This window comes from Bdellovibrio sp. HCB185ZH (assembly GCF_047302455.1).
In the GTDB taxonomy this organism is placed as follows: Bacteria; Bdellovibrionota; Bdellovibrionia; order Bdellovibrionales; family Bdellovibrionaceae; genus Bdellovibrio.
In genome coordinates, this window is the sequence record NZ_CP178624.1 from 2,784,672 (window position 1) to 2,811,129 (window position 26,458).

The window sequence follows — 26,458 nt, forward strand, 5'->3', positions numbered from 1 at the left end:
ACGTTTAATGCGCCGTACACGTAAACAGGACCTGGCACCTAAATTTTTCTTTCGAGGACTACGAATTCTAGATTGTCGACTTTGGGAATTCCGAAGCGTTCGTCGCCGTAAGGGAAAGGCTTTTTTTCGCCTGTCAGACGGAAATCCTGCTTTTCATAGAATTTGATCAACTCTGTTCTAACGGAAATCACAGTCATATACAAATGTGTGCAGCCCCAGAATTGAGCGATAGCTTCGCCCTCGTCGATCAGCATTTTACCGATGCCTTGACCTTGCAGCGTGGGATCCACAGTCAACATTCCCAGGTAACATTTTCCGTCGTGGTTTTCCAAGTGAACGCAGCCCAAAAGATTGCCGGTATCGTCGTCTTCCGCGATCAACATGATGGAGCCTTCGCGCTCGATCAATTCCATAATTCCGTCTTCATCTGCACGTTGGCCACCCAAAAGATCAGCTTCTGTCGTCCAGCCTTTTTTGGAGCTTTCGCCGCGGTAAGCGGAGTTGATCAATTTAACCAGCTCTTCAACATGACTCTCATCAGCTTGAGTGAATTCAATATGCATGGACGACCTCTTTAACTAAGAACTATTTCTTTTTGGCGTAAACGAAGAATTCTTTCCCTTGGCGATTGGGAAGTGAGGCTTGCCAGCGCCCCCAGAAGATAGGGATGTAATTGTTTTTAACTCGTTGGCGAAGTTCCCATTCACTGCCACCGAATGGTGGGCCCTGGCGTTTTTCCATCGCAAAGAAAACACCCATCAAATGGCCACCCTCGGCCAGAACACGATTCCAGACTTTCACCAGATCCTGGCGCAGTTCCGGATTGATTGCGCAGTAACAAGTGTGTTCGAAAACGATATCAAAGGCCGCATCGTAATTGCGAGGCAGGTTGAACAGATCTGCTTCCACGAAAGTCAGATTCTCCATGTGGCCATAAAGTTTTTTAGCTCTTTCCAGAGCGACCGGGGAGATATCGACGGCTGTGACCACGTGGCCTGCTTTTGCAAAGAAAGCAGCGTCGTGTCCTTCGCCGCAACCTAAAACCAGGATACGCGAGCGGGAGATTTTCAATCGCTGAAACATGTCTTTCAAAGCTTCTGCGGGCTCGCCCAAATTCCAGCCCGGATTTTCTTCGCGCTTATAGATTTGGCTCCAAAAAGATTCTTTTTCGACATCAGTTTCAGAATTCCAATAGGGTGGCACTTCATATGTTTTGCCATCCACCGTGACTGAGTCATCGTCGAACTCATCGACCATGTTAAAGAATGCGGCTTGGGCTTTACGGGACATCACGAAAGGAATGTGATCTCTTGTATATCCATGAAAGCGATCCCACTCATCCAAAGACAGGCTGTCCAATGAGAATGAAAATTCGGTGTCGTAAGGACAGCGAATAGACCAGTGAGAATCATTTTTATCGATTTGCAAGGCGATCAGGGGTTCGTCGAAGGCTTCGACGATCACCGGAGTGTCGCCGAAGGTGCTCAACAATGTTCCGCCTTGATGAAGTTTCAGATTTTCCAGGATTTCCCGGCCGGAGTTGGGATCTTGAATGCGCATTTCGCGACTGACACAAAATCCCTCTTCATCAATTTGAACAAAGTGATTAGGAATGGCCATTAGTGATGTTCAGGAGCTGGAGTCGTCGCAGGCGTTGCCGCCGGAGTAGCTTCAGCAGGAGTTACAGTGTCAGGTGTTACAGTGGAGCCTTCAGAGAAAACAACGATATCGTTTGTTGTTTTAACCGACTGCAAAGTCCATTTGTCTGTTTTGTCTTCAGTAGGTTCACGGTGAAGAACGGCTTCGCCCTCGATGATTTGTTCCAATGCTTCGCCAGCTTCGCTTGTTTCGCTGAATTTGTATGCGAACACGGCCCGAACTTTGTTGTCGTTCATGGATTCAGTCCAAAGCTTTTCGATTCTCAAATCTTTCGCGTTTGGTTTTTTTGCAGTCAAAGTTGCTTTGATCAACTCAGCCAATTTTGTTTGGATGCCAGCGTGCGTCTCGAAGCCGATAGCTTCGTTCGTGTGAATCACGTTCCAAGTCCAAACCAAAGCAGCAACGAAAACAACCAGGCTTACAATTTTCTTCATTCCGATTCCTTTTGAAAAATTCTTGTCTTTATCGGAGCATGATATCGTAGATTTTTCAATACTCGTAGGGAAAAGGATATCTCATGAACCAACAATGGCTGACAATCTTAATGTCTAAGGGAATTGAGCTTGAACAAAACCTGCGTCAGCAGCTGCAGCAAGCTAAAGACGGTCTTAAATCTCAGTTGGAAGACCGCGGAATTCGTCTGAACGCCGCTGACCTGGCCGCTCTTTTGGAAGAGGTTTCTCCTAAGGCATCACATGCTGCGCTGGGTTATGCGCTTGATATCGTTAGGCCTTTTTCTGCAGGGATGGGATTACGCATCTCTCGTCTGAAGGATACGCAAATCGAAGTTGTGATTCCGGCTCGCACTCGCAACATGAATGAGATCGGACAAATGCACGAAGGCGCGATTATAAGTGCTGCCATCGAGGCCGTAAAAATCCTGTGGATGCGTCATGCTCCCATGGGAAATTTCGAGATTGCTGTTACGCGAATTGAATCTGAGTTTTTTAAAGTGCAAACAGGTGACTGCAGATTGCGAATGGAGCTGGCGGAAAATACCCGGGAAGTGGTCTTGGCCGATCTTAGGGATCGACGCGAGGCTGGTTCATCGGCTGACGTACAGATCTTTGATGAGAACGACCAGGCCGTGGGTTCTGTGCAAATGCAGTTAAAGTTAAAACACACTCCAGCGCTCGGTAATTCGGCGGAGTAAAGGTTCTATGGAAATTCTTGATAGTCACATTGATGCAAATTCCTCTGATTTTAAAGCAAATCGCGATGCGATGTTAAAAGTCGTCGGCGAATGGAGAGAAAGAGTTGAGCTGGTTAAACAGGGCGGTGGTGCAGATGCCACGAAAAAACACAAAGCTCGCGGCAAAATGACGGCGCGTGAGCGCATTGAAGCTTTGGTCGATGGCGGAACAGCTTTCCTGGAGTTTTCAACGTTGGCTGCGTGGGATATGTATGAAGGCCAAGCTCCTGGTGCCGGTGTTATTACGGGTATCGGTGTGATTCATGGAACTGAATGTGTGATCGTTGCGAATGATGCGACTGTTAAAGGTGGAACCTACTTCCCGATGACAGTGAAAAAACATTTGCGCGCACAGGAGATCGCTTTTGAAAACGGCCTGCCATGTATTTACCTGGTGGATTCCGGTGGCGCATTCTTGCCAATGCAAGCCGATGTTTTTCCGGATCGTGATCATTTCGGTCGTATTTTCTATAATCAAGCACGTATGTCAGCTGCAGGGATCCCACAGATCGCAGTCGTTATGGGTTCCTGTACGGCGGGCGGCGCTTACGTTCCAGCGATGAGTGATGAAACCGTTATCGTCAAAGAAAACGGCACGATCTTTTTGGGCGGTCCTCCTTTAGTGAAAGCGGCCACTGGTGAAGTGGTTGACGCTCAGGAATTGGGTGGAGCTCATGTTCACTGTGAAAATTCAGGTGTGACAGATCACTTTGCGGAAGACGACGAACACGCGGTGGAAATCACACGTTCGATCGTTGCGCATTTGAATCACAAGAAAACTGTGACAATGCAGATCCTGCCTTCTGAAGAACCCATGTTTGATGCAAAAGAAATTTATGGGGTGATTCCCAAAGACAGCCGTGTGCCATTTGATGTCCGTGAAATTATCGCACGCATCGTGGATGGTTCAAGATTCCACGAATTCAAAGCATTGTACGGCAAAACTTTGGTGACTGGTTTTGCACACATTTACGGAATGCCTGTCGGTATCATCGCGAATAACGGTGTATTGTTCAGCGAAAGCGCGATGAAAGCGGCCCACTTTATTGAACTGTGTGAGCAACGTGAAGTTCCTTTGATCTTCTTGCAGAACATCACAGGTTTCATGGTTGGTAAAAAATATGAAAACGAGGGCATCGCGAAACACGGTGCTAAAATGGTGATGGCGGTTTCCAATGCCCATGTTCCAAAATTCACAGTCGTGATTGGTGGATCTTATGGAGCTGGAAACTATGGTATGTGCGGTCGCGCCTACCAACCACGTCAGTTGTGGATGTGGCCGAATGCTAAAATCAGCGTGATGGGTGGTGAACAAGCTGCCAACGTGTTGTTGACTGTCAAATTGGATCAGATGGCGGCCAAAGGCCAAACGATGGGAACCGAAGAGCAGGCAGAGTTCAAGCGTCCAACACTTGAAAAATATGAACATGAAAGCTCTGCGTATTACTCATCTGCTCGCTTGTGGGATGATGGCATCATCGATCCTGCAGATACTCGCAAAGTTTTGGGGTTGGGCATTGCTGCCAGCCTTAACAAGTCTTGGGGTGAAAAATCTCAAGGCGTATTCAGAATGTAGGACTGCTTCATGACTTTTATTAACACCGTTGAGATGGATCACGTGGCCTATGTGAAATTGAATAGGCCCGATGTACGTAACGCCTTTAATCCAGAAATGATTTCTGAAATTACAGAGACATTTCATCAATTGGCAATTCGTACGGATCTTCGCGCAATCGTTCTGCAGGGAGAGGGTAAATCCTTTTGTGCAGGGGCGGATTTGAACTGGATGAAAGAAATGGTGAATTTCTCTTACCATCAAAATCGTGAAGATTCTTTGCGCCTTTTCAGCATGTTTGAAACTATCGCTAAATGCTCTTTGCCGGTGATCGGTTTAATTCATGGCGCCGCTTTTGGTGGTGCTTTGGGTTTGGTTGCGGTTTGTGACGAAGTTATTGCAGAAGAAGGCACTCAATTTTGTTTCAGTGAAGTGAAGTTGGGAATCGCTCCGGCTGTCATCAGCGCATTCGTACAACGAAAAGCTGTTCCTGGTAAAGTTCGTCCTTTGATGCTTTCAGGTGTCGTGTTCAACCCGCAAGTGGCGCAGCAAGCAGGTCTGGTAACGGATGTTTGCCCAGCGGGAGAAGGTCACAATGTTTTGCAAAAGGTTTTAGCGAACTACAAACAAGGTGGACCTGAAGCGGTTCGTGAAACTAAAAAACTTTTGAACGATATCGCGAACATGACTTGGGAACAACAGCGTGATCGCACAACTCATTTGATTGCTGAACGTCGTGCTAGCGATGAAGGTCAGGAAGGTTTGAAGTCCTTCCTGGAAAAGCGTGAACCGTCTTGGAGAAGTTAAAAGCGATTTTTTGCCTGCTGATTGCGATGGTATCCATTCAAGCAGGCGCCACATTTGCCAAACAATTATTTCCAGTATTAGGTCCGCAGGCTACGACGTTTTTACGTGTGTGGATTTCGGCGCTTCTATTGCTCGCGATATATCAGCCGTGGAAGCATAAGTTTTCCAAAAAATCTTTAACGGCCGTGGCCCTGTATGGATTTTCTTTGGGTGCCATGAACCTGTTGTTTTATCTGGCGCTGGAAAGAATCCCGTTGGGAGTGGCTGTTGCATTGGAGTTTACCGGCCCCTTAGCTGTCGCCATGTTTGCATCGAAAAAGTTGTTGGACTTAGTATGGGCATTTGTTGCAGCGTGCGGAATTGTTTTGATTTTACCGCATTCAGATTTTTCTCAAAGCATCGATGTTGTGGGGGTTCTATTAGCGCTCGGTGCGGGGGCCTTTTGGGGCTTGTACATTATATTCGGAAAAAAACTGGGTCATCATATTAAAGGTGGAACAGCGACAGCGATGGGAATGTTGGCTGCCGCGATCACGGTGTCTCCAACATCGATTCCGCAATTGCGACTGACGGAATATTCGGGGCAAATCTGGTTGATGGCTTTGGCTGTGGCAGTTTTCTCGAGCGCTCTTCCATATTCTTTAGAAATGATCGCATTAAGACGAATTCCTTCAAAGACTTTTGGGGTTTTAATGAGTCTTGAACCCGCAGTTGCGGCCTTAATGGGATTTGTATTCTTGGGGGAGGTGCTTACCGGAACTCAAATTCTAGCTATTTTATGTGTTATTGTCGCGTCCTGTGGAAGTGCCTTAACGGGGCGTCAAGTGGACCCCCCGGTTCAGCCGTAGCAGAGGCAAAAATTGCCGTCTTTTCATTGCCTTGAGTGGGATTCGTCGATATAGATAAAGCTCTTAAATTGGAGCTTTTGCACCATGACGAAAATGCCTGGAAAATTCACTCGTATCGCTATCGCCAATCGCGGAGAAGTCGCGGTTCGTATCATCAAAGCTTGCGAAGAGTTGGGAATCGAAACGGTTCTTTTGCACTCGGAAGCAGACATCAATTCTCGAGCTTACAGAATGGCGACTAAAACCATCTGTATTGGTCCCGCAGCGACTGCTGAAAGTTACCTGAATATCGAAGCGAATATCAACGGAGCCTTGGCTGGTGGCGCGCAAGCAATTCACCCAGGATTTGGCTTCTTGTCTGAGAATGCTGATTTTGCAGAAGCTGTTAGTAAAGCGGGTTTAACTTTTATCGGACCATCCGCCGAAGCGATTCGCTCTTTGGGTGATAAAGTTCACTGTAAGGAGCTTGCGAAAAAAGCAGGATTGCCATTGGTGCCTGGTTATCAAGGTGAAAACCAACAGGTTGCAAACTTGATCACGGAAGCAGAACGTATTGGTTACCCAGTGATCGTCAAAGCGGCTGCCGGTGGTGGTGGCCGTGGTATGAAATTGATCAAGTCCTCCGCAGAAGCGGCAGAGTTGATTGAATCGGCTCAGCGTGAAGCTCAATCTGCTTTTGGTTCGCCAAAAGTTTTCCTGGAAAAATACCTGGATCGTGCCAAGCACATTGAATTCCAAATCTTCGGAGACGCGACAGGAAATGTTGTGCATTTCTTTGACCGTGAGTGCTCCGTGCAACGTCGTCACCAAAAAATCATCGAAGAGGCGACTTCGCCTTCACTGACGGAAGAACTTCGTCGCCGTATGGGCGAGGCTGCTTGTGCGATTGCGACTTTGGGTAAATACAAAGGTGCCGGAACCGTTGAGTTCCTTTTGCAAGACGGTGAATTCTATTTGCTAGAAGTAAACACTCGTTTGCAAGTTGAACATCCGGTGACTGAAGAAGTATTGGGTGTGGATTTGGTGAAAATGCAAATCCTGACAGCGCAGGGTGAATACATTCATGATCCAAAAATGATCCGCGTTCCGCGTGGTCATTCGATCGAATGCCGTATCTATGCAGAAAATCCATTCTTGGGTGGCGTACCAAGCACGGGCTTATTGGGTCACGTGGAGTGGCCAGAGGGCCCTGGTCGTCGTTATGAATATGGTTTTGATTCTGGCGACACAATCACGCCTTATTATGATCCCATGATTGCGAAAGTGATCGTCTGGGATGAGAGCCGCCCTCGCGCGATTCAAAAAATGATCCGCGTGCTGAAAGACTCTGTCGTTTTCGGTGTTCACACTAATATTCCATATTTGATCGAGATCTTGTCCCATAAAGAATTTGTGATGGGTACGATGACGACAAGATTCATCGAAACTTATTTCGCGGATCCGATCAAAGAACCTGAACTAACGGAAGCTGAAAAGAAAATCGCAGCAGCAGCCTTGGCTCAAGCTCGCGGAACTCAGCAAGCGGTTGAAACAGCATCTGCTAGTGCATCCCCATGGATGACTTACTGGAGAGGTATCTAATGGAAGTCAAAGTACGTATCAACGGAGTTGATCACAAAGCTCAAGTGCAATTGCTTGCGGGAACTTTGTGGGTTCATGCAAATGGTCGCACTTTCACGATGGACGCAGGGACAGGACGAAAGTCACGTAAGAAAGCAGGGACTGGCGGCTCCTCTGACACGGTGATGTCTCCGATGCCGGGTAAAGTTACAAAAATTCTGGTTCAGGCTGGTGCGGAAGTGAAGGCTGGCCAAGCAGTTTTGGTGATGGAGGCGATGAAAATGGAGTACACTCTTAAGTGCGATATCGCGGGAACTGTTGAAAACATTTCTTGTGCTGTTGGCGAACAAGTGGCTTTAGGTAAAGCACTTGTGAAAATCAAACCTTCTGCTGAATAGAAAATTTATGGCTAAGAATTCAGTTGCGATTGTGGAAATGGGATTACGAGACGGTTTGCAAAACGAGAAAGTCGTTTTGGATGCCGACACACGCGTTGAATTCGCTCGCCGACTGATTGATGCTGGAACAAAGCGTGTGGAAATCGGCGCCTTTGTTTCTCCGCAATGGGTTCCGCAAATGGCAGGAACCAAAGAAGTTGTCAGTAAAGCTTTTGGCTTGCAAAAATCTGGTCAGATTCCTAAGAAAACTGAATTTTCTGTTTTGGTTCCCAACGAACGCGGTATGCAAGATGCCATCGCGAGTGGCGTAAAAGAAGTTGCGATCTTTGCGGCTTGTTCTGAATCTTTCTCTTTAAAAAATATCAATTGTTCCATCGATGAAAGCTTTAAACGTTTTGAGCCGGTGATGGCTTTAGCGAAAAAGCATAAAATCAAAGTACGTGGCTATCTTTCCACATGCTTTGGTTGTCCGTTTGAAGGCAAAGTTCCTGAAGCTCGTGTGGTAAAGCTTGCGCAAAGAATGCATAAGCTTGGCGTGTACGAACTTTCCATTGGCGACACGATCGGCGTAGCTAATGTGGGTCAGGTTCAATCTCTGTTTAAGAAAATCAAAAAGGTCGTTCCAGTTAAAAAATTGGCAGGCCACTTCCATGATACTCGCGGGCAGGCACTTGCTAATATTCTTGCCGCTTATGAAACGGGAGTTCGTGTCTTTGATACCAGCCTTGGTGGTTTGGGTGGTTGCCCTTATGCCCCGGGTGCAACGGGTAATGTTGCTACTGAAGATGTCGTCTATATGTTTCACGGGATGGGGATTAAAACAGGTTTAAACCTGGAAAAGCTTATTGCGATTGATCCTTGGATGTCAGAAAAAATACAGCATGCACTTCCTTCAAAAGTAGGAAAGGTCGGCTCCCTAAAGCCCCTCGGAAAAGTCAGTAAATAGAGCAGGTTACCCCCTGTTTAGGCCCTAAACACTGATTGCCGTATTTTGTTCCTGGTCGAATCTAAAGGGCCTCAAATCCAATATAGATCCGTTTGAATCTCCCAAATCTTGGTATTTTATTTGAAGTATGTCCTGCGAATTTAAAATTATTCGCAGGAGATGCACGTTATGAAGTTTAACCGCGCGCTTAGCTTTGCCCTTATTTCCAATATGGTCCTTGCGTCATTCTCGCATGCGATCAGTAAGGAGTTACAACAACTTGTGACGTTGGAAACTAAAGCCAACGCGGTTACCACTCGCAGTGATCAAGCTGTCAGTGTCTATCACTACGATATTCCCGTAAGCTTGATTCAAGCTGATATCGCAGAACGAGCTCCTGAGAAATTCGTTGATTCTTTGATTCATGAAGAAAATGGCGTGAAGTATCTGCGTTGGATTATCAACCCTGAAGATACAAAGTGGTGGCAGGAGATTGCGAACTTCCTGAAAGACAATGGCATCACTCCAATTAAAAAAGTCTATTATAAAGGATATATGACTGCGTCCCGCAGCTATATCATCGTCGATCCTGTGACGAACGCTGAGTTCTCCTTTAAAGGTTCCACTGATAAAACGGGCGGTCACTGGCGTGATAAACACCAGGACTGGGACGACGGTAAGCAAATCCGTATGATGACGGACTTCGTGAATGACCAATTGAAAACGCAACCCAAACTTGAAAACATCATTTTGCTGGACGAGCCAGTGGCTTTTGGTATCGAGACTCGTAATGCAAAAGGTGAAGTTGTCATCGATCAGGGTATGATCATTCGCTCTTATGACACTTTGACGAACTCAGGTAAAACTTATGTGCCGGGTTTTTCGATCGTGCACGAGCAAAAAGGCCGTGAACTGGCTAAGCTCAATGGATCAAACGATCCTGCAAGCTATTGGAATGAACACTATAATAAACCATTGGCTCGCGCCTTGGCTGAATTCTTTGCTTTGACAGGTATGACCTACGATTCGCCTCACTCTCAAAATTTCCTGGTTGAGTTGGATGAGAAATCCCGTCCGACAGGAAAGATCGTTCTTCGTGACTACGGCGATACTTATTTGACTCAAGAGTTCTTTGATAAAGTGGGTAGAACAGATATCACTCAAGCTTGGGAACAATCGAACTTGATTCGTGGTGCAACATCTGTGGGTGTGGGTATCCTTCATGGAAATACTGCTCCCTCGTGGTTGCCAGAGACGGTTTACAACCAATGGGGCGTAGACTTCTTTAAAGAATTTGAAAAAGAATTCCACAGAGAAACGGGCGTTCAGTTGGTGAACAACAGCAAACCGGCTGCTCGCGGAATGTACCGCAATAAAGGTTACTCGTTGGCTCTTCCTGCCGGTCAAAAGTTCCTGAAGCTGGTAGAACAAGGCAAGCAACGTAACTACATGCTACGCTGCGAACGCATCTTCATGTAATCAGAATGAAAATCTATAAAAAAGGCCTGGTAATTCCGGGCCTTTTTTATTTGTAGAATTTGAATTTAAGAATTGAAGAGCTTATCGAGCTGACGGAAGTACCACTCTTTAAGGGGCTTTTGTAAAGGGAGCGCAGCCAGCATCTCAGTGCGATTTTGCACGATCCCTTTGTGAGAGGTTCCTACCTCGTCTGCGCACTCTCTGATCCAATCCTCAGTCGTTTCTGGATGGAATTGGGTGGCGACGATGTTCTTACCAATTTTATAACCCTGATTTTTACAGAAGCTGTTTGTAGCAAAAAGTTCTGCCCCAGGCGGCAAATCAAAAGTGCAGTGATGCCAGTGGAAAGCCTGAATAGTTTCGCCATCCGTTGTTTCCACAGGAACGAAACCAATTTCCCAACCCGGCTCATGAATATGGACTTTGCCGCCCATGATGTCGGCAATCAATTGAGAACCCAGGCATAGGCCAAAGATCTTCACGTTGTTATCGATCAGATCACGAATCAGCTTCTTCTCTTCGCGCAGCCACGGGAACTTTTCTTCCTCGAAGGTATCCATGCTGCCGCCACAGATCACAGCCCCATCGTAGTTCACACGAGTTGGCGCGGGCTCACCCAAATAGGGAGACCAAAGTTCAACGGCGTAGTTATTTTGAGACGCCCAGTCCAAGGTTGTGCCTGGAGGCCCATCCAATTCGTGCTGGATGATCAAAAGCTTTTTCATGCCGCCGATACTAGCATATTGCAGTTGGCTTTGCTATACTGCTTTGGCCAAGGCAACCCTTGGCGTCTATGAGAAAATAAATCCGTCGTTATTCCTTTTTTAATAACTCTTATTAGAACCTTTCAGGTTCGCAGACGGATATTCATATATGCAAAATCAAATATTTCAAATGACGGCCCATAAGGTCGGCTTTGAGTTCAGCAATGGGCTGCGCTTATTTTCGTCGTTGAGTTTTACTATCGGCGCTGGCCGCTATGGTCTGGTGGGACCAAATGGTATCGGTAAATCAACATTAGCGAAAATTCTGTCGGGAGAAATCCCTGCGACGGAAGGGGAGATTCATGCAAGTCATCTGGTCACGTACTTGCGACAAATTGAAGAGCGTCCTGTCCAAACCGTGGGGGAATTCCTGGTGGAGATCTGGGAATCCTCGCAAATGGACGCCGTCACCCAAGAAAGTCTCTTAGGGGATATTCCTTTTGATCGGACACTTCAGCAATTAAGCGGGGGTGAGTGGACACGTGTGCGTATTGCCAAAGCTCTTGCGACGAATTCGGGATTGTTGATTTTGGACGAACCAACGAACAACTTGGATCGCGAAGCCAAGCGCCGAATCACAGAGTTCGTTCAAGGATTTACCGGAAATCTTTTGGTGATCAGCCATGATCGTGAGCTTTTAGAGATGATGGATTCAATTATGGAAATGTCGAATCAAGGCATGCGCGTCTATGGCGGGTCGTATTCTTTTTATCACGAGCAAAGGGCTCAAGAAATTGAGCAGGAACAATCAACGCTAGATCAACTGCGCCGAGAGAAAAAGAAAACCGAGAAAGAGCTGCACAGTAAAGTTCAGACTCAGGAAAAGCGCATGCGCCGGGGGCAAGCCCAGGCCGACAAGGGGGGAATTCCACGCATCATCGTGGGTGGATTAAAGCGCGCAGCTCAAGTCACCATGGGAACAATCAATGCCAATGAATCTCAGCGAGCAGAACAGGCGGGAGCTAACTTTCAGGCTCACTATGCGAGTATGCGAACGCAGTCCTCATTGCGTTTGAAAGAACCCGGTGCGGACGTGCCTGCGGATAAATTGATTTTCACTCTGTCGGATTTCAATTTTCGTTTTCCGGGAAGTGAGAGTTGGCTTTGGCCTGATAATCTTACTCTGCACATGAAGGGACCCGAGCGTTGGGCTTTCACAGGTAAAAATGGAGCTGGGAAAACCACGTTGATTCAACTTCTTTTAAGCAAAGGTGAAAAGCCTCAGGGTGAAACTCGCGGAGAGCTGAAAGTGGGTGCTTTGCGCTGCAGTCTGATTGATCAGGAGTACAGTATTCTTAATCCCGAGCAGACGGTTTTGGAAACGATCATGGAAGTCAGTGGCAAAGGAAGCGAGTGGATCCGCAATGAACTTGCGGCCTTTCAGTTTTTTGGCGACCGGGTTCATCAGAAAGCTGAAAGCCTGAGCGGTGGAGAAAAGTTAAAGCTCTGTTTGGCGAAAGTCTTTCTGGCAGATGCTGCCCCGGAGCTGTTGGTTCTGGATGAACCGACCAACAATCTTGACTTGCAAAGCCTCGAGGTTTTGGAAGAGGTCTTATTGGGCTATCGAGGCGCTTTATTGGTCGTCTCCCATGACCCGGTATTCCTGGAGAATATTCAATCTAGGGAGGTCTGCCTTTTGCAATCCTAGCCTGTGATATGTTGTCACGTTGGCTCACTTATATTTCTTTTGCCTGTTTTGGCATACTTAGCCTGGTTGTTCTGCAGATGAACCAAAGGCCTCTTTGTATCGATTCCAAGGTTGTCGAGAAAATCGACAGAACCTCGGGACGACATGAGGATTTGGTTTATCGTTGTGCCGTGAACAAGGCGACTCGCTATAGCACTTACTTTGGGGAAAACCTCAGGGATCTAAACCTGCGCATTGGTGCGACGGAAAGGCTTTTAGAAAGCATTGAACCGTTCTATCAAAAGGTGCAGCTGGTGATTCTAGGTGATCACCCTGATATGTTCCGTATTAAGGGACATGTGATCTATATGGGTCAAAACCTTGTTGAAGCACCAGGACATCTGGAAAAAGCTTTAGCTAAAATCTGGTACCGTGAAAGAAACGAAACCCTGTTCGTTCAGCAGGAATTGATGGAAGAAGTCGCAACCGACTTCTTGGTCTATCTGATGGCGGGTGACTTGGATATCGGGGACCCTTCTACGCATGTGAAGACTGCGATTCTTCCGGTGAAATGGCCTTATGTAATAAAATCCCCTGAGGCTTATTGCGATTCTCCATGGAAGCAATCCGAAGACTATGAGATCTGCGCTTCCGGGCAGAATCTATCATCTATCGCTCCAGAAGTATTGGAGATGAGTCTTCGTCCGCTTCTTTTGAATAGCTGGGTGAAGGCTTATAAATCTTTGTCAATGGGCGAGCGCTATCAGTTCTCACGCAAGATGGGTTTAATTATTCGTGGTGAATACAATCCGGTTCTGTCTGTGGCGGGAGATTCCAATGCCTCAACTTTGGCGCGTGCAACAGCGGTCTTAAAGAACTTCAATCAATACGTGGCTTCGGCTGATTTGACTAAGACCTCGAACACGTATCGTCTGTTTGCTGCGAATTTCGCAAATGAACTACGCAGTCATGGATATGAAAAGGCCTTTGCGGAGGCAAGCTTTGACGTTCTTTACGTCAGTAATCAAAAACTTTCTGCAGATACCAAGGCTTTCCAGGAGTTGTTGAAAATTGCCAAAGAACAACCACAAACGCAGATTGCGCTTCGTGATCAGGAAAACTTGTGGATGCTTCCTTCTAAGTTTCCAATTCCGATTAAGACATTTGGTCAAATCAAAGCCAATCGCACGATTGTTGAAAAGTGCGGTGGTTATAGCTTTAGTTATGTGATGGATTACTCGGACAGCACGGAAAAGTTATTGGTGGTTGAACATTGTGATCCTAAAGTCGAAATCAAATACCGCGAGTATTTGAAATCCGGTGCTGAGGGATTTGCCTTGGAAAACAAAGGTATGTCCTTTGTGCAATTTCATCTGCCATCGCTGTTGATGAAGCGTGATGAATTGGCTTCGGTATTAAACGTTCAAGATTTTATTAAAAAGCGTGACGTGGACAATCCATCCTTTAAGAGCTTAGGCTGGCAGGAAGTTCGCTTTAGTCAGACGGCGAATGCTTACCAACCAAAAGCGTACGTCGATGCAATTGAATGGTTCAGATTCTAAATACAGAAAAGCAAAAGGGGCTTTCAAAGCCCCGTTTTTGTTTTTAAAGTCCTGCCATCTCCGTGCGGTATTCCGCGATGGTTTTTGCTGTTTGATCAATCTCTGCTTCCAAATTTCTTTTCTCGGCGTTGGCTCTATCGACGTCTTGTCTGGCGCGAGAGACATCCCAGTCAGCATTTTGGATCTCATTGGTCAGACGACCGACATCTGCCAGGTTGTTAGTTGATTGAGCAAAGGACTTTTGGCTTTCCAAAGCATTGCGACGATTCTGCATCGACATAAAGTTCATTTGTGCCGTTACAACTTGAGTATTTTTGTTGGCAATCGCCAATTGTAAGTCACGTTGGCGGTTTTCCAGATTCTTAATTTGCGCTTCCACGTATTTTAAACGGCCTTTTTTATACTCAGGCAAAAAGCCGGCTTCAAGATCCGCAGGGCAAAGATTTTTATACTTCTTGCCGGAAGAACCCGCATTGAACCCATTCGCTTTAGAGCAGTAGTCACGCAGGCCTTTGTTGTAATCAGATACAATCGATTTCAAAGCGGGTGTATCACAAAGATCTTTGGAGAATGGATCGCCGGATTTTCCCACCAAGTAAGAGTTGGAGCCTGTGCAATACTTTTGGCGACCACTTTTAAAACCAAGATCTGCTTGAGATTCACTGATCTCGGCCTCTTCTTTGCGGCACGCTAGAAGTTTTGCATCTGAAGATAACCAGTCACCACGCAGGGCTACTTCTTCACCGTATTTGAACCAGTTCGTGGATTCACAATCTTTTTTAAGTTGGCTGGCGCAGCCGACAAACATTGAGGAAACAAATGCGATAGCAATAAGCTTTTTCATATTTATCCTATGAGGTTCTTTAATTCTTGTTCGTATTGATGTTGATCTTCCATGGCCTGCAACATTTGATTTTCAAGGTCCTCGATTTGACCACTGATATCGTGCAATTCTTTGGCGGTGGCAGCACTATTAGTTGCAGCACCTGAGATAAGGGATTCGTTCAAGCTGTCTCGTTTTGTTGACAGGCTGGTGATCCGTTTGTCGGAATCCTCTATCAATTTCAGTGCCTTCTTAATCAGGCCTTCAATGCGCTTACGTTCTTCTTTGTAATTAAATTTGGGCGCTTCGTCCGAAGTTTGTCCGGAAGTCGGTTTGTGAGTCGCTTCATCATTAAATACGCGCTCAGACAGGAAGCCCTTTTGAAGACTCCACACATATTCATCATACGTTCCGGGATAAAGCGTCAGCAGGCCGTGATTTACTTCCAGGATCTTGTTCGCCACACGTCCGATGAAACCACGATCATGGCTTACAGTTACGATTGTACCTTCGTATTTTTCCAAAGCGCCAGTTAGGGCTTCCACGGTATCAAAGTCCAAGTGATTCGTCGGCTCATCCAGAAGCAACAATGGAGACTTTTGCAAAAGAATTTGCCCCAAAGCCACGCGTGACTTTTCACCACCGGAAAGGACTTTTACTTTTTTATGAATGGCATCTCCGCTGAACAATAAACTTCCTGCGATATTTAAGATGTCTTGTTGGATCACGTCTTTGTGGGCCAATGTTGCCATCGCCTCGATCACGGTGTGTTCGGGATTCAATGCTTCAGGCGTGTGCTGCGCAAAATACGATAAGCTTACCTGATGGCCCCATTTGATGGAGCCTTTCACTAGCGGAATCTGTTCACCTAAAGATTTTAGTAATGTGGATTTTCCGGCACCGTTTAGTCCCACGATACCTAAGTGATTGCCGCGCTCCAGGCGCAGGTTTACGTTTTTCAAAATAACCTTGTCACCGTAACCGCAATCCGCGTTTTCGATTTCCAGAATCACTTTTCCCGTCGCACTCGCAGGTGGAATATGAATATGGGAGTGAGTTGGCGCTGCCTTGATTTCGATCGTCTCCATTTTTTCCAAAGCTTTCAGACGAGATTGGGCCTGACGGGCTTTGGTGGCTTTCGCCCCGAAACGAGTGACGAAGTCCATAATGGATTTTTTCTTCGCAGCCTGGCTCATGGCCTGTTTTTGCAGTAACTCAGCCAGCATCGCTTTTTGTTCGAAATAGTCGTCCAAGTTTCCAGCGAACTTTACAATGTCACCGGATTCAACTTCCAAAATGTGATCGGTCACGCGACGAAGGAATTCGCGATCATGGGAGATCAACAGGAATGCACCTTTGTACTCTTGCAGAAAGCTTTCCAAAACCAATAGCGTTTCCAGATCCAAAAAGTTCGTCGGCTCATCCAGCAATAACAAGTTCGGCTCTTGACCGATAAGGTACAAAAGCTTCACCCGCATGCGGAAGCCGCCGCTTAGTTCCTTCAAATGGGATTGAAAATGTCTTTCCGTCAGACCCAGTTTAATACCGAATTGCTTTAATTCCCAAAGGGGAGTGATGCAGTTCTTATCCAGGTAATCTTCGACTTTTTCAGAGATATTCCAGTCAGACTCTTGTTCCAAGTACCCCAGGCGCAATTGCTGAGACTTGGTCACAATGCCTTCATCCAAGTGTTCTTGGTCCACAAGGATTTTAAAAAGAGTGGTTTTGCCCGCTCCATTGGGACCGATAACTCCTACGTGCTCGCCCTCATTGATCGCGAATGTCGCCTGATCAAAAAGAATCTTAGGCCCATAAGCCTTATGCCCATCCTGTAACTGCAATAACGTAATACCCATATCCCGAAGGTAACAGTTCCCTTTTTGTAGTGCTAGCCGTCATGCAGGGTGTTCACACATTTTACAGTCATGAATTTTCTGCAGGTCACGGTTTTTTGGTGCCTTAGCTGTGATATAACTCCGGGCTTATGAGCGAAGGAAAGATCTTAGTTTCAGCCTGCCTAATCGGAAAACCGTGCCGCTATGATGGAAAACATCAGCTGCGCGAAGAAGTCACCGTCCTCCACGAGGAAGGGATGACTATCGCCGTTTGCCCGGAAGAAATGGGTGGGCTTTCCACGCCACGCACGCCTGCGGAACGTATCGGTGACAGGGTTATCGATAAAAATGGCAAAGACGTGACAGCTGAGTACAAGTGCGGCGCTCAAAAAGCTTTGGAAATCGCGCTTAAATTCGGCGTCAAAGAAGCTATGTTAAAATCTAAATCCCCGATGTGTGGCTGCGGTCGAATCTATGACGGCACCTACAGCGGCAAAACAATTGAAGGCAACGGCGTCTTAGCCGAAATGCTGATTGCCGCCGGTATCGAAGTCGAAGCGATCGACTAAACCCGTTCCCAAAGCCACAAAAATCCTAAAAGCTGTGTCAATTCTCCGTCTCAAAGTGATTGCTGCGGTGATTACATTTGGAATCATTTTGATGACCAGCGCCTCTTGGCTAGGCAAGAATGTTCTGCAATAGTTTCTTCATCGACGTCGAAATCGTTTTTGAATTAAACAATTTTGGGAGAACACCATGAAACACCTAGTATTAGCTTCTTTATTTATCCTTGGCGCGAGCACTTCTCACGCTGTTGTCGCGGATCATTTTACTTGTACGGCAACTATATCTAACAAGACGGCTGAAGTTAAAGCGGTCCAGTCGCAGGATTTTTCAGTAGTCAGACTTCCCAGTTCTGACGGGACAACGAAGCCTTATAATGAAACAACCGGACGTACATCGTTCAAAATGGATTTGCAGACTTCGGTGGGAAGAGCTACCGCAAATCTAAATTTGTACTACAAACACGCATCCCGCCCAATTTCTGGAAGCACGGGATTAGAGGCACGTCAGTTCACGTGCATGGGGGTGGCTGTTGGATACTGTGCAAAGCCGCAGCCAGGACAGACTACGTCTTGTATGGACGACGTTGGTGTGGCTTGTATGGAGCGTTTCAATCCTTTCGATCCAGTTGATGGGTGGAGTAAGACACGTGTTGATGGCACCACTCCAGTTTTTACTGACACTGAAATTTCCCCAGCTAGCGCTGAAATTTCTGATGAGCAAACGGGCGAGAAGCTCGACATCACAGTTAACTGTAAATTTTTGGGAACTTATAAGTGAGATCTCAAGACCAAGCTGCTGAACTTGTTCGCCCTGTAGTCTTCGACTATGGGGAGGCGGCAAAGTTTCTTCGGGCTCTATTCGAATACTATAAAAAAACGGGTTCCTTCAGTTTAAGACAAAGAACTCAGCGTGTTGGAGGATTGTCGCAGACGCTGGTTTCTCAGATTATCAACGGTCACAGACAAGTGACCCGTGATAATCTTCCAGCTTTGGCGGCGGTTTTTAAGTTAACCAAAATCGAGCAGGATTATCTTGATAAGCAACTCTTAGGAAATGTTTTAAAAGTGGTATCGAATACGGCTGGTGAAGTGGCACCGGCGAAGCGTATGGCTAAAAACCATATTCTTTCGGATTGGGTTCATCCTTATGTGAAAGATTTGGTGAATCTGAAAGGATTTTCTCCAGAACCGCAGAATCTTCACCGAATGCTTTCCGGAATCGTCAGTCCCGAGCGGATTCAGAAGTCGGTTGATTTCCTGATTCGCGAAGGGTTTTGGCGCAGAACGCCCGAAGGCAAAATCGTTCCCGAGGAAAGTGCCGTCGCAACAACAAACGAAATTCCTAATGAGAATATCCGTTCCTTCCATAAAAAGGCCTTGGATATTGCCCATAGGGGTATTTCGGTTTTACCCTCCCATCGTCGCAAGTCTTCAACGGTTTTGGTTTCCGTAGATAAAAATAAAATGGATGAACTAAGAGGATTGGTGGATTCGTTTCAACAGCAATTGCTGGAATTTATCGAAAAAAATCCCCAAGGCAAAGATTCCTTGGTTCAAGTGGCAATACACCTAACTCCCATTGGGGCGATCAATGAAGAATCAAATACTTAAGATAAGTTGTCTGGTCGTCGCCGTTATGCTGTCGACAGGACTGCAAGCGCAGGCTTCGGGCACTGTCGTGGGCAATGGCGGGGATCCGGTTTTTGAGTTTTTGCGTGCGACTCGCGAGTCAATGAATGCGACGATCAAATTTGTTTTGAATCAACCTGAGGAAAAAGAGAAATTCTGCAAATCAGATCGACTGTCTGTGGAACAGAGTCAGTTCTGCCGCGATTTCTTTTTCAAAATTGGCCAACAGATTTTAATTCTTAGCAGTGGACAGAAACCCACCGAGTTCGTTCTGCGCGAAGATCCTCTTTATGTGCAAGGACCTGATGGAAAGCCTATGTACGTCGCCGCACGTACTTCCCTTGGACCTGACGGCTCAATAGAATTTCATCGAGACTCCTTGCGTACTATGGCACCTGTTCAGGTTTTGTTTCTGATTACTCATGAGTTTGAGCATAAGACTGTGATCAATGGAAAATCCGTTACTGACAATGAGCAGATTGGCCCGTTTCATTCAGGCAGGGAGCTCTTGGATGCCGTTGCGACTTCACTGGTATCGGTGGCTAAACGAAAAGGTAAAATTGGATCACAATTTGGTATTCGTGATTTGTTTTCTTGTGAGGCTTCGAATGGAAGTGGTCAGTTTGGGGCGCAGATTGCTGGTTCACGACTTTTCCAGGACGGAAATCTTATGACCTATGAGACGAGTGTCGGAAGCAATCCAATGGAAGGATCCATTTACTTTCAAGAGGATTTTAATACCGTTCTGCGATTGAAGTTTGTGATCACTGAACCGAATAATTGCGGAAACGACTATCAGGGTCGAAAGACTATAGTGGAGATCATCAGATCAAAGTCAACTGGTGGTGGAGTAAGAGATGAGAGCGTGGTATCTACGGTTATCTTTGCTGACAATCCCATTTGCACCAGTACTCAAAGAATGGTCGTGAATTATGGTGAAATTCGTTTTGCTTGCCAGTACTTCGCTTCGGAAGGAACGACATCATCGCCATTCTCAGTAGGTTTAAAGAAGAAATAAAAAATCCGGGGTAAGCCCGGGATTTTTTTGAGAAGGTAAGGCCGTACCTTTTTGAAGTACGGCCTTACGTTTTTATTTCTTTTTCTTTTTGTTGTTTTTGTGGGATTCGGCGCGTTTTTCTTTTAAGCGGTTTTTTTCGTCCACGAAAACTACTGTTGGTTCGAATTTTTTCGCTTCTTCAACGGAAAGACCGCAGTAAGAGCAGATGATAACCAAGTCACCTTTTTGAACGTGGCGGGCGGCTGCGCCGTTAAGGCAGATATCGCCCTTGTCACCCAAGATCACGTAAGTGGAGAAGCGTGCGCCGTTGTTGCAGTTATAGATATCCACGCGTTCGTTCATCAACAAACCAGAAGCTTTGATCAAATCAGGACAGATGCTGATCGAGCCTTCATAGTTTAGATCCGATTCCGTCACTGTGGCTCTGTGAATTTTGGTTCTAAGTAGTGATACATTCATAATAACCTCTAAGCATTATGCTGAAGTGCAATCAGCATTCCTTTTAAAACTAAGTCAGGGATAACAACATCGAAAACTTTTTCTTTTTCAAATAGGGAAGAGAAACCGCCCGTACCAATTACAAATGGCTTTTCATCCTGGAAGCATTCACGAGTGATGCGACCGATGATTTCTTTCATCGTGCCCAGGTGACCGTAGTACAAGCCTGATTGAATACTTTCAATCGTAGTACGACCCAAAGCTTCATGCATAGGAACGATTTCAACAGATGGCAACTTGGCAGTTTTGCTTTCCAAAGCCTCCATGCACAGACGAAGTCCCGATACGATGGAGCCACCTAAGTAGTCTTTCTCTTTAGAAACCGCACAGAATGTTGTGGCTGTGCCCAGATCCACGATGATCAGGTTTTTATTCGGATACAAGTGAGTACCTGCAATGGAGTTCGCAATACGATCTGCGCCCACTTCCAAAGGATTGCGGTACTTTACACGTAATCCCGTTTTCACTCCCGCTTGGAGAATGAACGGATTGATATTGAAATACTTCATGCAGGCACCACGAAGAGAGTAAATCACTTCCGGTACCACCGAGCAGATCGCAATCTGTTTTACTAAAGCCGGGTCATAACCGTTTTCACGAATCGCTGTGCGCAGAAAGATCCCTGTTTCATCCGAAGAAGCTCCGCTTTTAGAGTTCTTACGGAAAGACATCACCATTTTGTCTTTATCAAAGAGTCCTGCAAAGATTTGGGTATTACCCACATCAAGACATAAAATCATAGGTTTTCCTTTGGTAGCATCATGCGGATCAACTCACTTGTTAGCTGATCCAGATTCTCACAAGCAATAAAGCTTTGATGGTTGTACAGGGTGAACTTGTGAGTCCGATTTACAATATCAATGTCAGTCAAATCATTGTGAACAACGAAATCAGCGTGGGAGGCTTTAAAAAGCTTATCCACAGCCGCTTTCTTTTGTTCTGGTGTGGCGTGGCTGGTCAGTTTGAATGCCACAACTTTCACATCTTTGTTTTTAGAATATTCTTTCAAGCGATCAACGATTTTGTGATTGCGCTTAAGGTGAATATTCATCCCTTCAGCATCCGAGCTGACCTTTTTAACTTCCAGCGGACGATAGTTTCTGCCATCGACTTCGATAGAATCCACGGAGTAATCGCTCACGGCTGCCGCATGAATCACGTGAGTGAAGTTTTCCTCTGCTAGGTATTTTTTTAACTGTGAATCTAAGCTTGCGAAGCTTGTGAAAAAGTCACGATGGTTCACATGTTCAGCCTTGGCAGTTCCATGGGCCTGGATCAACGTCACATCAAAACCCATTTGGCTTAAGTACTCTGCTAAAGAAATTCCCGTGCGACCGGAACTTAGATTTGTGATTGTACGAACCGTATCGATAGGTTCCTGGGTGCCGCCAGCAGTAATCAATACTTTCACTTTTGAAAGCTCCGATGAGCGGGGAGCCGCAGACGCCAGCTCTCCATTTGTCGCTTCCGGTGCTTTCTTATGTAAATGAGTCAAAGTAATTTTTAGAATCTCATCAGGATCTAAAAGCTTACCGTAACCTTCTTCGCCGCAAGCAAGAATGCCTGAAGCGGAATCTAAAATCTCAAGCCCATAAGATTTCAAGGTTTGCAGAGATTTTTGCGTTACCGGATGAAGGTACATGGAAGTATTCATCGCAGGAGCAATCAGGAAAGGCTTTTTAAAATCATGGGCCAGGAACAAAGTGGAAACCAGATCATCCCCAATACCTTGAGCCGCTTTGTTGATAAAGTTGGCCGTTGCCGGAGCCACCAATACCAAATCCGCCCAGCGCATCAGATGGATATGATCCATCACATTGCCTTGCGAGTACATATCGCTCACAACAGGCTTGCCCGTCAGTCCTTCAAGCGTGGCATTGCCGACGAACTTTAAAGCTGAAGGCGTCATCACAACTTGAACTTCGCATCCAGCTTGCACAAGGCGTGAAACCACCTGACATGCTTTGTAGCATGCGATGGAGCCAGTCATCATAAAGAGAACTTTAGATTTGGACATTATCAATCAACCTCACAGAGCCTAAGCGAGCCGCCACAAAGCGACGCCCATGAACGTCTGTCACATAGTCCACATCAAAGCCTGCTGCAGTTAAAGCTTTGGCAGCTTCATCAGCGGATTTTGCGGTGGTGATAGTTTTATAAATAGTTGGAGCTTTTTCACGCTCCTGCGGAGTCAGCAATGAATTGCGCGAACTCTTAGCTAATCCATCACTTTCACGAACCGTAGGAATTGGAACGATCTCGACGTCCATAAAGAAAGCGTCGACCATTCCTTTGATCAAAGTCAGCTGCTGAAAATCCTTTTCGCCGAAATATGCTTTGTTCGGAGCAACAACGTTGAAAAGCTTCATCACCACCGATAGCACACCATCAAAGTGACCGGGGCGGTGGGCACCATCCAAAAGTTTGGAATAGCTGTTCTCAGCCACCTTATAACGGTACTCATCCGGATACATATCTGGATAGCGTGGGTAAAAGATTGCATCGACCTGATTGTTTTCAGCGATTTTCAGATCCTGATCCCAAGTTAAGGGATATTTTTCGAAATCTTTTGGATCATTGAATTGCGTGGGGTTCACAAAAATAGAAAGCACCACCACATCATTTTCCCGGCGAGCGTTCTTCATCAGTTCCTCATGGCCTGAATGCAAAGCACCCATGGTTGGTACGAAACCAACGCTGCCTTTCTGATTTTTTCTCCACGCCTTGAATTCAGCGGGAGTGCGCAGAACTTGAATCATTAGGAATAGCTCTCTTTCTCGGTCGGGAAATCAACTGCTTCCACTTCAGAGTGGTAAGTGTTGAAGGCATCTTTCAAAGCTTCAAAGCCATTGAAGTAAGTTTTAACGAATTTCGGTTTGAATCCTGGATTCATACCCAGCATGTCTTGCAGAACCAATACCTGTCCGTCTGTATCAGGACCCGCACCGATACCAATTGTTGGAATATCCAAAGATTCAGTGATTTCAGTCGCAAGTTTTGAAGGAACACACTCGAGTACGATACAGAAAGCACCAGCGTCTTGCAGGCGCAGCGCTTGTTCGCGGATTTTAGCTTGAGCCTTATCATCGCGGCCCTGAACTTTAAAACCACCCAACTGATTCACCGATTGAGGAGTCAAACCCAAGTGACCCATGATTGGCACACCGGAATCGACAAGATGACGGACGATTTTGTAAGTGTACTCATCGCCACCTTCTAGTTTCAAAGCATGAGCGCCTGCTTGCATGATTTTCGCTGCGGCCGTCATTGTCGCGGTTAAACCTTTACGGTTCGCCATGAATGGAAAGTCGGCTGTGATGAATTTTTTAGTGCCAGCACCCCGAGCAACTGCTGCTGTATGCAAAGCCATCATCTCGACCGTTGCAGGCAGAGTTGTTGAGAAGCCGTGCATGGTGTTTGCCAAAGAATCACCGATCAAAATGCAGTCGATATTGCTCTCAGCTACGATCGAAGCAAAAGTGTAATCATAACAAGTGATCATCGAGATCTTTTGTTTTTTATTTTTCTTTTCCTGGAAGTCGAGAATGGATTTCATAGCTGGGCCTCACTTTCGCGGGTATTCAGGCCAATAGGTTTCAAGAAACGCTTCGTAGATTTTCTTAGCCGGATCGTTTTCCAAAGCTTTCAGATTTGCTGCAACAGTTTCAGCATCTTTGCGAACCAGTGGGCCCGTCAGTGCGGTCTCAGGATTTGCAAAAGTGTTTTCCACAACTTTTTGCACGTACAGATGAGCTGCTTCTGCGGGAACCTTCATCGTTGCAAAGCCGGAAAGCATTCTGGCAATCAACAAAGTCACAAAATTTCCACCCATCACACACTGTGTATGATAAAGCGCCTTTTGCGCCGAAGGGAGCCAGGAATAGGAATTCGTGAGGCCTGGCAAGGCCTCGTCCAGGCTGGAAGCTCCTGTTAAGGTGAAATGGATTTTTCGGTAAAATTCCAGATCGTAAAGATCATTTCCAAAAGTCATTAACGGGTGGGCTGCGATCATTCCTTCGAAAGAATGAGCTCCCGAGAAGTGCACCACGATTTTTTCATCGTGACCCATCAGATGTTGACGATGGAAGCCTTGCAAAGCACTGTCACTGATAGCTAACAAGACATGAGTAGCCGCAGCGATCTTAACGCGTAAAGCATGTGGGTCTTGAGAGCGATCCCAACTTTGAAAATTGATATTTGACAGATGAAAATAGTGAGCAATATGGCGGGCGACGCGGCCAGAGCCAATAATGAGATAAGAAATTGGTAAATTCGTATTCGTCGCCATAATTTTTTAGGTACCTGTCTTATTAGGATCAAGTCCGCTGTAATGTTCGCAACTTAGCACAATTTTAACAGATTACAACGAGCCTTGCCATGATGGGTCAGCGGTGATAGGTCGATAGTCCTATGAAGCACTTGTATTGGATTGGCGCCGTTTTAATCATTGCTGTGGGCCTTTATTTTTCTATGAATTTTTCTGTGGGGCCTGAAACAACTCCCAAGATCGAATTTATTCATGTTTCAACTCCAGAGGAGATGGGAAAGCTCGTCTTTGAGCAGCTGCGTGAAGAAATTAAAGCCGCTCCGATTGTGATTCTGGGTGTTACTCCTAATAAAATTGAAGAGATGGAGTTGGTGAAAGGCTTTATCGACATCAATCAGGACCCAGGTTCCAAATACGATGTCGTCATCGTTGAACCCATGCTTCCTTATGTCGAGCTTTTCCGTCCGGCTATTTACATTGCAATGAAGGAAGAAATGCAGCGTCTGGTTGAGGGAATTAACAAAGCTCGCGCCGAAGGACTGCGCGTGGCGGTGGTTGTTCCCAATATTTATGCTTCGCAGCTGATCGATGCGAATCCTGTTGCGAAACTTAAGACAGATTATAAATTGGACGTGACCAGTTTGAGCGTCAGCACCTTTCCGGTGACACGCGCTCAGGAAGCGGCTTTTGAGCCCAAGTGCATTGATAGTGGTGAAGTGGATCCGGCGGGAACAAGCAAGTTTTCTTGTGCTGTTCGCAATGTCGCTCGCAGAACTTACCGTAAAAAACTTGAGGCGAACAAGTACTCCACGATGATGGAGCAAACGGGTCCTAAAGATTATATTATTTTATTTAACCGAAACTAGGGAGTCTTCGTGAATAAATGGATTGTAGCGATGATGTTGGTATTGCCGGGAGTTTCTCAGGCAGGAAATATTTTCGAAGGCACATACGAAAATAAAAGTCGTACATACGAAACGGATTTGATCGAGTTCGATGGTTCTGTGACGATGAACACGACAAGCTTTTATGCTAACGGTGCACAAGTGAACTGGTTCTTTGAATTTAAAATGCCAAAAAATCACGATGTTCAAGTGGGCGAGACTGTAAAAGGTCGCGTGCGCAGCGTGGATGGTTTGTATGGATGTGTGTTTGATGAAAAGGCCGAGATGAAAATGGAAAAAGACGGCGTGGTTAAAATCCGCTTCCCTCTTTTGACGTATCATTTTGAGACACGTTCAGTGACTGAAAGAGTTGGTACTGGCTATCGCCGCTATGTTGATTGGACTGGCTGGGGTTGGGTTGAGCGCGGTTACCACTTCCCAATCGAACGCTACAGAATCATTTCTCAAGAGTGCGTGGTTACTCAACGTAATAACACAGTGAACGTTCTTTACCCTCTATTTGATGGTGGCCACAATCCACCAGTCCCTGCTCCTTAAAATA

Annotated in this window: 28 protein-coding genes; 16 read left to right on the plus strand and 12 right to left on the minus strand. The window is 46.1% G+C overall.

Annotated elements, in window-relative coordinates:
• Positions 1-38: 38 nt before the first annotated feature.
• Genes ACLSU7_RS13635 through ACLSU7_RS13645 form a run of 3 tightly spaced genes read right to left on the minus strand, consistent with a single transcriptional unit; the run spans position 39 to position 2,093 of the window.
• The gene (locus ACLSU7_RS13635) at positions 39-563 is read right to left on the minus strand and encodes a GNAT family N-acetyltransferase (protein WP_413292443.1); all 525 of its coding nucleotides are present in this window, start codon (positions 561-563) and stop codon (positions 39-41) included.
• Positions 564-585: 22 nt separating this feature from the next.
• Positions 586-1,620: a class I SAM-dependent methyltransferase gene (locus tag ACLSU7_RS13640; RefSeq protein ID WP_413292444.1), complete on the minus strand. Its 1,035-nt coding sequence runs from the start codon at positions 1,618-1,620 to the stop codon at positions 586-588.
• Positions 1,620-2,093: a hypothetical protein gene (locus ACLSU7_RS13645; RefSeq protein WP_413292445.1), complete on the minus strand. Its 474-nt coding sequence runs from the start codon at positions 2,091-2,093 to the stop codon at positions 1,620-1,622. The genes ACLSU7_RS13640 and ACLSU7_RS13645 overlap by 1 nt, the downstream gene beginning before the upstream one ends.
• A gap of 83 nt (positions 2,094-2,176) precedes the next feature.
• Here ACLSU7_RS13645 and ACLSU7_RS13650 point away from each other — a divergent pair, with 83 nt between their 5' ends.
• From ACLSU7_RS13650 to ACLSU7_RS13685, 8 genes are all read left to right on the plus strand, one after another.
• Entirely contained in the window at positions 2,177-2,812 is a 636-nt protein-coding gene (locus ACLSU7_RS13650; protein ID WP_413292446.1) for a DUF4442 domain-containing protein, read from the plus strand.
• A 7-nt stretch (positions 2,813-2,819) separates the two neighbouring features.
• Positions 2,820-4,427 carry a carboxyl transferase domain-containing protein gene (locus ACLSU7_RS13655; protein ID WP_413292447.1) on the plus strand — a complete coding sequence of 536 codons (1,608 nt, stop codon included), beginning with the start codon at positions 2,820-2,822 and terminating at the stop codon, positions 4,425-4,427.
• Between the two features lie 9 nt (positions 4,428-4,436).
• A complete protein-coding gene (locus tag ACLSU7_RS13660; RefSeq protein WP_413292448.1) occupies positions 4,437-5,213 on the plus strand; it encodes an enoyl-CoA hydratase-related protein in 777 nt (258 codons plus the stop codon).
• A 26-nt stretch (positions 5,214-5,239) separates the two neighbouring features.
• Positions 5,240-6,061, plus strand: a complete 822-nt coding sequence (locus ACLSU7_RS13665; protein WP_413295419.1) for an EamA family transporter — start codon at positions 5,240-5,242, stop codon at positions 6,059-6,061.
• An 84-nt stretch (positions 6,062-6,145) separates the two neighbouring features.
• Positions 6,146-7,642 (plus strand): acetyl/propionyl/methylcrotonyl-CoA carboxylase subunit alpha, encoded by a 1,497-nt coding sequence (locus tag ACLSU7_RS13670; RefSeq protein WP_413292450.1) that lies wholly within the window; start codon positions 6,146-6,148, stop codon positions 7,640-7,642.
• The gene (locus ACLSU7_RS13675) at positions 7,642-8,019 is read left to right on the plus strand and encodes an acetyl-CoA carboxylase biotin carboxyl carrier protein subunit (RefSeq protein ID WP_413292451.1); all 378 of its coding nucleotides are present in this window, start codon (positions 7,642-7,644) and stop codon (positions 8,017-8,019) included. Before ACLSU7_RS13670 ends, ACLSU7_RS13675 begins: the two co-directional genes overlap by 1 nt.
• A 7-nt stretch (positions 8,020-8,026) precedes the next feature.
• The gene (locus ACLSU7_RS13680) at positions 8,027-8,965 is read left to right on the plus strand and encodes a hydroxymethylglutaryl-CoA lyase (RefSeq protein ID WP_413292452.1); all 939 of its coding nucleotides are present in this window, start codon (positions 8,027-8,029) and stop codon (positions 8,963-8,965) included.
• A 168-nt stretch (positions 8,966-9,133) separates the two neighbouring features.
• Positions 9,134-10,423 carry a hypothetical protein gene (locus ACLSU7_RS13685; protein ID WP_413292453.1) on the plus strand — a complete coding sequence of 430 codons (1,290 nt, stop codon included), beginning with the start codon at positions 9,134-9,136 and terminating at the stop codon, positions 10,421-10,423.
• Between the two features lie 65 nt (positions 10,424-10,488).
• Here ACLSU7_RS13685 and ACLSU7_RS13690 read toward each other — a convergent pair whose 3' ends face one another.
• Positions 10,489-11,148 (minus strand): type 1 glutamine amidotransferase, encoded by a 660-nt coding sequence (locus ACLSU7_RS13690; RefSeq protein ID WP_413292454.1) that lies wholly within the window; start codon positions 11,146-11,148, stop codon positions 10,489-10,491.
• A gap of 148 nt (positions 11,149-11,296) precedes the next feature.
• Between ACLSU7_RS13690 and ACLSU7_RS13695 the strand changes: the two genes are divergently transcribed.
• Positions 11,297-12,835 carry an ABC-F family ATP-binding cassette domain-containing protein gene (locus ACLSU7_RS13695; protein WP_413292455.1) on the plus strand — a complete coding sequence of 513 codons (1,539 nt, stop codon included), beginning with the start codon at positions 11,297-11,299 and terminating at the stop codon, positions 12,833-12,835.
• Positions 12,836-12,843: 8 nt separating this feature from the next.
• Positions 12,844-14,376: a hypothetical protein gene (locus ACLSU7_RS13700; RefSeq protein WP_413292456.1), complete on the plus strand. Its 1,533-nt coding sequence runs from the start codon at positions 12,844-12,846 to the stop codon at positions 14,374-14,376.
• 43 nt (positions 14,377-14,419) lie between these two features.
• Here ACLSU7_RS13700 and ACLSU7_RS13705 read toward each other — a convergent pair whose 3' ends face one another.
• Together ACLSU7_RS13705 and ACLSU7_RS13710 are read right to left on the minus strand one after the other, a co-directional pair.
• Entirely contained in the window at positions 14,420-15,220 is an 801-nt protein-coding gene (locus tag ACLSU7_RS13705) for a DUF2799 domain-containing protein (protein WP_413292457.1), read from the minus strand.
• A 2-nt stretch (positions 15,221-15,222) separates the two neighbouring features.
• Complete coding sequence (locus ACLSU7_RS13710; protein ID WP_413292458.1) at positions 15,223-17,055, minus strand: ABC-F family ATP-binding cassette domain-containing protein; 1,833 nt, start codon at positions 17,053-17,055, stop codon at positions 15,223-15,225.
• A gap of 128 nt (positions 17,056-17,183) precedes the next feature.
• Between ACLSU7_RS13710 and ACLSU7_RS13715 the strand changes: the two genes are divergently transcribed.
• From ACLSU7_RS13715 to ACLSU7_RS13730, 4 genes are all read left to right on the plus strand, one after another.
• Complete coding sequence (locus tag ACLSU7_RS13715) at positions 17,184-17,603, plus strand: DUF523 domain-containing protein (protein ID WP_413292459.1); 420 nt, start codon at positions 17,184-17,186, stop codon at positions 17,601-17,603.
• A gap of 187 nt (positions 17,604-17,790) precedes the next feature.
• Entirely contained in the window at positions 17,791-18,378 is a 588-nt protein-coding gene (locus ACLSU7_RS13720) for a hypothetical protein (protein WP_413292460.1), read from the plus strand.
• The gene (locus tag ACLSU7_RS13725) at positions 18,375-19,211 is read left to right on the plus strand and encodes a DUF4423 domain-containing protein (RefSeq protein WP_413292461.1); all 837 of its coding nucleotides are present in this window, start codon (positions 18,375-18,377) and stop codon (positions 19,209-19,211) included. The genes ACLSU7_RS13720 and ACLSU7_RS13725 overlap by 4 nt, the downstream gene beginning before the upstream one ends.
• A complete protein-coding gene (locus tag ACLSU7_RS13730; protein WP_413292462.1) occupies positions 19,192-20,247 on the plus strand; it encodes a hypothetical protein in 1,056 nt (351 codons plus the stop codon). The genes ACLSU7_RS13725 and ACLSU7_RS13730 overlap by 20 nt, the downstream gene beginning before the upstream one ends.
• A gap of 72 nt (positions 20,248-20,319) precedes the next feature.
• Here ACLSU7_RS13730 and panD read toward each other — a convergent pair whose 3' ends face one another.
• From panD to ACLSU7_RS13760, 6 genes are read right to left on the minus strand one after another with little or no spacing between them, the layout of a single operon-like run.
• Positions 20,320-20,706 carry an aspartate 1-decarboxylase gene (gene panD / locus ACLSU7_RS13735; protein ID WP_413292463.1) on the minus strand — a complete coding sequence of 129 codons (387 nt, stop codon included), beginning with the start codon at positions 20,704-20,706 and terminating at the stop codon, positions 20,320-20,322.
• 8 nt (positions 20,707-20,714) lie between these two features.
• Positions 20,715-21,485: a type III pantothenate kinase gene (locus ACLSU7_RS13740; RefSeq protein WP_413292464.1), complete on the minus strand. Its 771-nt coding sequence runs from the start codon at positions 21,483-21,485 to the stop codon at positions 20,715-20,717.
• Positions 21,482-22,762 (minus strand): bifunctional phosphopantothenoylcysteine decarboxylase/phosphopantothenate--cysteine ligase CoaBC, encoded by a 1,281-nt coding sequence (gene coaBC, locus ACLSU7_RS13745; protein WP_413292465.1) that lies wholly within the window; start codon positions 22,760-22,762, stop codon positions 21,482-21,484. Before coaBC ends, ACLSU7_RS13740 begins: the two co-directional genes overlap by 4 nt.
• A complete protein-coding gene (gene panC, locus ACLSU7_RS13750; RefSeq protein ID WP_413292466.1) occupies positions 22,749-23,504 on the minus strand; it encodes a pantoate--beta-alanine ligase in 756 nt (251 codons plus the stop codon). Before panC ends, coaBC begins: the two co-directional genes overlap by 14 nt.
• Complete coding sequence (gene panB / locus ACLSU7_RS13755; protein ID WP_413292467.1) at positions 23,504-24,301, minus strand: 3-methyl-2-oxobutanoate hydroxymethyltransferase; 798 nt, start codon at positions 24,299-24,301, stop codon at positions 23,504-23,506. Before panB ends, panC begins: the two co-directional genes overlap by 1 nt.
• A gap of 9 nt (positions 24,302-24,310) precedes the next feature.
• Positions 24,311-25,033, minus strand: coding sequence for a DUF2520 domain-containing protein (locus tag ACLSU7_RS13760; RefSeq protein ID WP_413292468.1), 723 nt, complete (start codon positions 25,031-25,033; stop codon positions 24,311-24,313).
• 122 nt (positions 25,034-25,155) lie between these two features.
• Here ACLSU7_RS13760 and ACLSU7_RS13765 point away from each other — a divergent pair, with 122 nt between their 5' ends.
• Together ACLSU7_RS13765 and ACLSU7_RS13770 are read left to right on the plus strand one after the other, a co-directional pair.
• Positions 25,156-25,878 (plus strand): hypothetical protein, encoded by a 723-nt coding sequence (locus ACLSU7_RS13765; RefSeq protein WP_413292469.1) that lies wholly within the window; start codon positions 25,156-25,158, stop codon positions 25,876-25,878.
• Between the two features lie 9 nt (positions 25,879-25,887).
• Positions 25,888-26,454: a hypothetical protein gene (locus tag ACLSU7_RS13770; RefSeq protein ID WP_413292470.1), complete on the plus strand. Its 567-nt coding sequence runs from the start codon at positions 25,888-25,890 to the stop codon at positions 26,452-26,454.
• Positions 26,455-26,458: the final 4 nt, after the last annotated feature.

What these genes read in the sequence shown, in the direction of transcription:
- ACLSU7_RS13640 (WP_413292444.1), bottom strand. Translation starts at nt 1,620, where the DNA reads ATGGCCATTCCTAATCACTTTGTTCAAATTGATGAAGAGGGATTTTGT.
- ACLSU7_RS13760 (WP_413292468.1), bottom strand. Translation starts at nt 25,033, where the DNA reads ATGGCGACGAATACGAATTTACCAATTTCTTATCTCATTATTGGCTCT.
- ACLSU7_RS13635 (WP_413292443.1), bottom strand. Translation starts at nt 563, where the DNA reads ATGCATATTGAATTCACTCAAGCTGATGAGAGTCATGTTGAAGAGCTG.
- ACLSU7_RS13655 (WP_413292447.1), top strand. Translation starts at nt 2,820, where the DNA reads ATGGAAATTCTTGATAGTCACATTGATGCAAATTCCTCTGATTTTAAA.
- ACLSU7_RS13670 (WP_413292450.1), top strand. Translation starts at nt 6,146, where the DNA reads ATGACGAAAATGCCTGGAAAATTCACTCGTATCGCTATCGCCAATCGC.
- ACLSU7_RS13695 (WP_413292455.1), top strand. Translation starts at nt 11,297, where the DNA reads ATGCAAAATCAAATATTTCAAATGACGGCCCATAAGGTCGGCTTTGAG.
- ACLSU7_RS13645 (WP_413292445.1), bottom strand. Translation starts at nt 2,093, where the DNA reads ATGAAGAAAATTGTAAGCCTGGTTGTTTTCGTTGCTGCTTTGGTTTGG.
- ACLSU7_RS13685 (WP_413292453.1), top strand. Translation starts at nt 9,134, where the DNA reads ATGAAGTTTAACCGCGCGCTTAGCTTTGCCCTTATTTCCAATATGGTC.
- ACLSU7_RS13740 (WP_413292464.1), bottom strand. Translation starts at nt 21,485, where the DNA reads ATGATTTTATGTCTTGATGTGGGTAATACCCAAATCTTTGCAGGACTC.
- panD (WP_413292463.1), bottom strand. Translation starts at nt 20,706, where the DNA reads ATGAATGTATCACTACTTAGAACCAAAATTCACAGAGCCACAGTGACG.
- ACLSU7_RS13680 (WP_413292452.1), top strand. Translation starts at nt 8,027, where the DNA reads ATGGCTAAGAATTCAGTTGCGATTGTGGAAATGGGATTACGAGACGGT.
- coaBC (WP_413292465.1), bottom strand. Translation starts at nt 22,762, where the DNA reads ATGTCCAAATCTAAAGTTCTCTTTATGATGACTGGCTCCATCGCATGC.
- panC (WP_413292466.1), bottom strand. Translation starts at nt 23,504, where the DNA reads ATGATTCAAGTTCTGCGCACTCCCGCTGAATTCAAGGCGTGGAGAAAA.
- ACLSU7_RS13665 (WP_413295419.1), top strand. Translation starts at nt 5,240, where the DNA reads ATGGTATCCATTCAAGCAGGCGCCACATTTGCCAAACAATTATTTCCA.
- ACLSU7_RS13675 (WP_413292451.1), top strand. Translation starts at nt 7,642, where the DNA reads ATGGAAGTCAAAGTACGTATCAACGGAGTTGATCACAAAGCTCAAGTG.
- ACLSU7_RS13715 (WP_413292459.1), top strand. Translation starts at nt 17,184, where the DNA reads ATGAGCGAAGGAAAGATCTTAGTTTCAGCCTGCCTAATCGGAAAACCG.
- ACLSU7_RS13650 (WP_413292446.1), top strand. Translation starts at nt 2,177, where the DNA reads ATGAACCAACAATGGCTGACAATCTTAATGTCTAAGGGAATTGAGCTT.
- ACLSU7_RS13765 (WP_413292469.1), top strand. Translation starts at nt 25,156, where the DNA reads ATGAAGCACTTGTATTGGATTGGCGCCGTTTTAATCATTGCTGTGGGC.
- ACLSU7_RS13660 (WP_413292448.1), top strand. Translation starts at nt 4,437, where the DNA reads ATGACTTTTATTAACACCGTTGAGATGGATCACGTGGCCTATGTGAAA.
- ACLSU7_RS13700 (WP_413292456.1), top strand. Translation starts at nt 12,844, where the DNA reads ATGTTGTCACGTTGGCTCACTTATATTTCTTTTGCCTGTTTTGGCATA.
- panB (WP_413292467.1), bottom strand. Translation starts at nt 24,301, where the DNA reads ATGAAATCCATTCTCGACTTCCAGGAAAAGAAAAATAAAAAACAAAAG.
- ACLSU7_RS13705 (WP_413292457.1), bottom strand. Translation starts at nt 15,220, where the DNA reads ATGAAAAAGCTTATTGCTATCGCATTTGTTTCCTCAATGTTTGTCGGC.
- ACLSU7_RS13710 (WP_413292458.1), bottom strand. Translation starts at nt 17,055, where the DNA reads ATGGGTATTACGTTATTGCAGTTACAGGATGGGCATAAGGCTTATGGG.
- ACLSU7_RS13730 (WP_413292462.1), top strand. Translation starts at nt 19,192, where the DNA reads ATGAAGAATCAAATACTTAAGATAAGTTGTCTGGTCGTCGCCGTTATG.
- ACLSU7_RS13690 (WP_413292454.1), bottom strand. Translation starts at nt 11,148, where the DNA reads ATGAAAAAGCTTTTGATCATCCAGCACGAATTGGATGGGCCTCCAGGC.
- ACLSU7_RS13720 (WP_413292460.1), top strand. Translation starts at nt 17,791, where the DNA reads ATGAAACACCTAGTATTAGCTTCTTTATTTATCCTTGGCGCGAGCACT.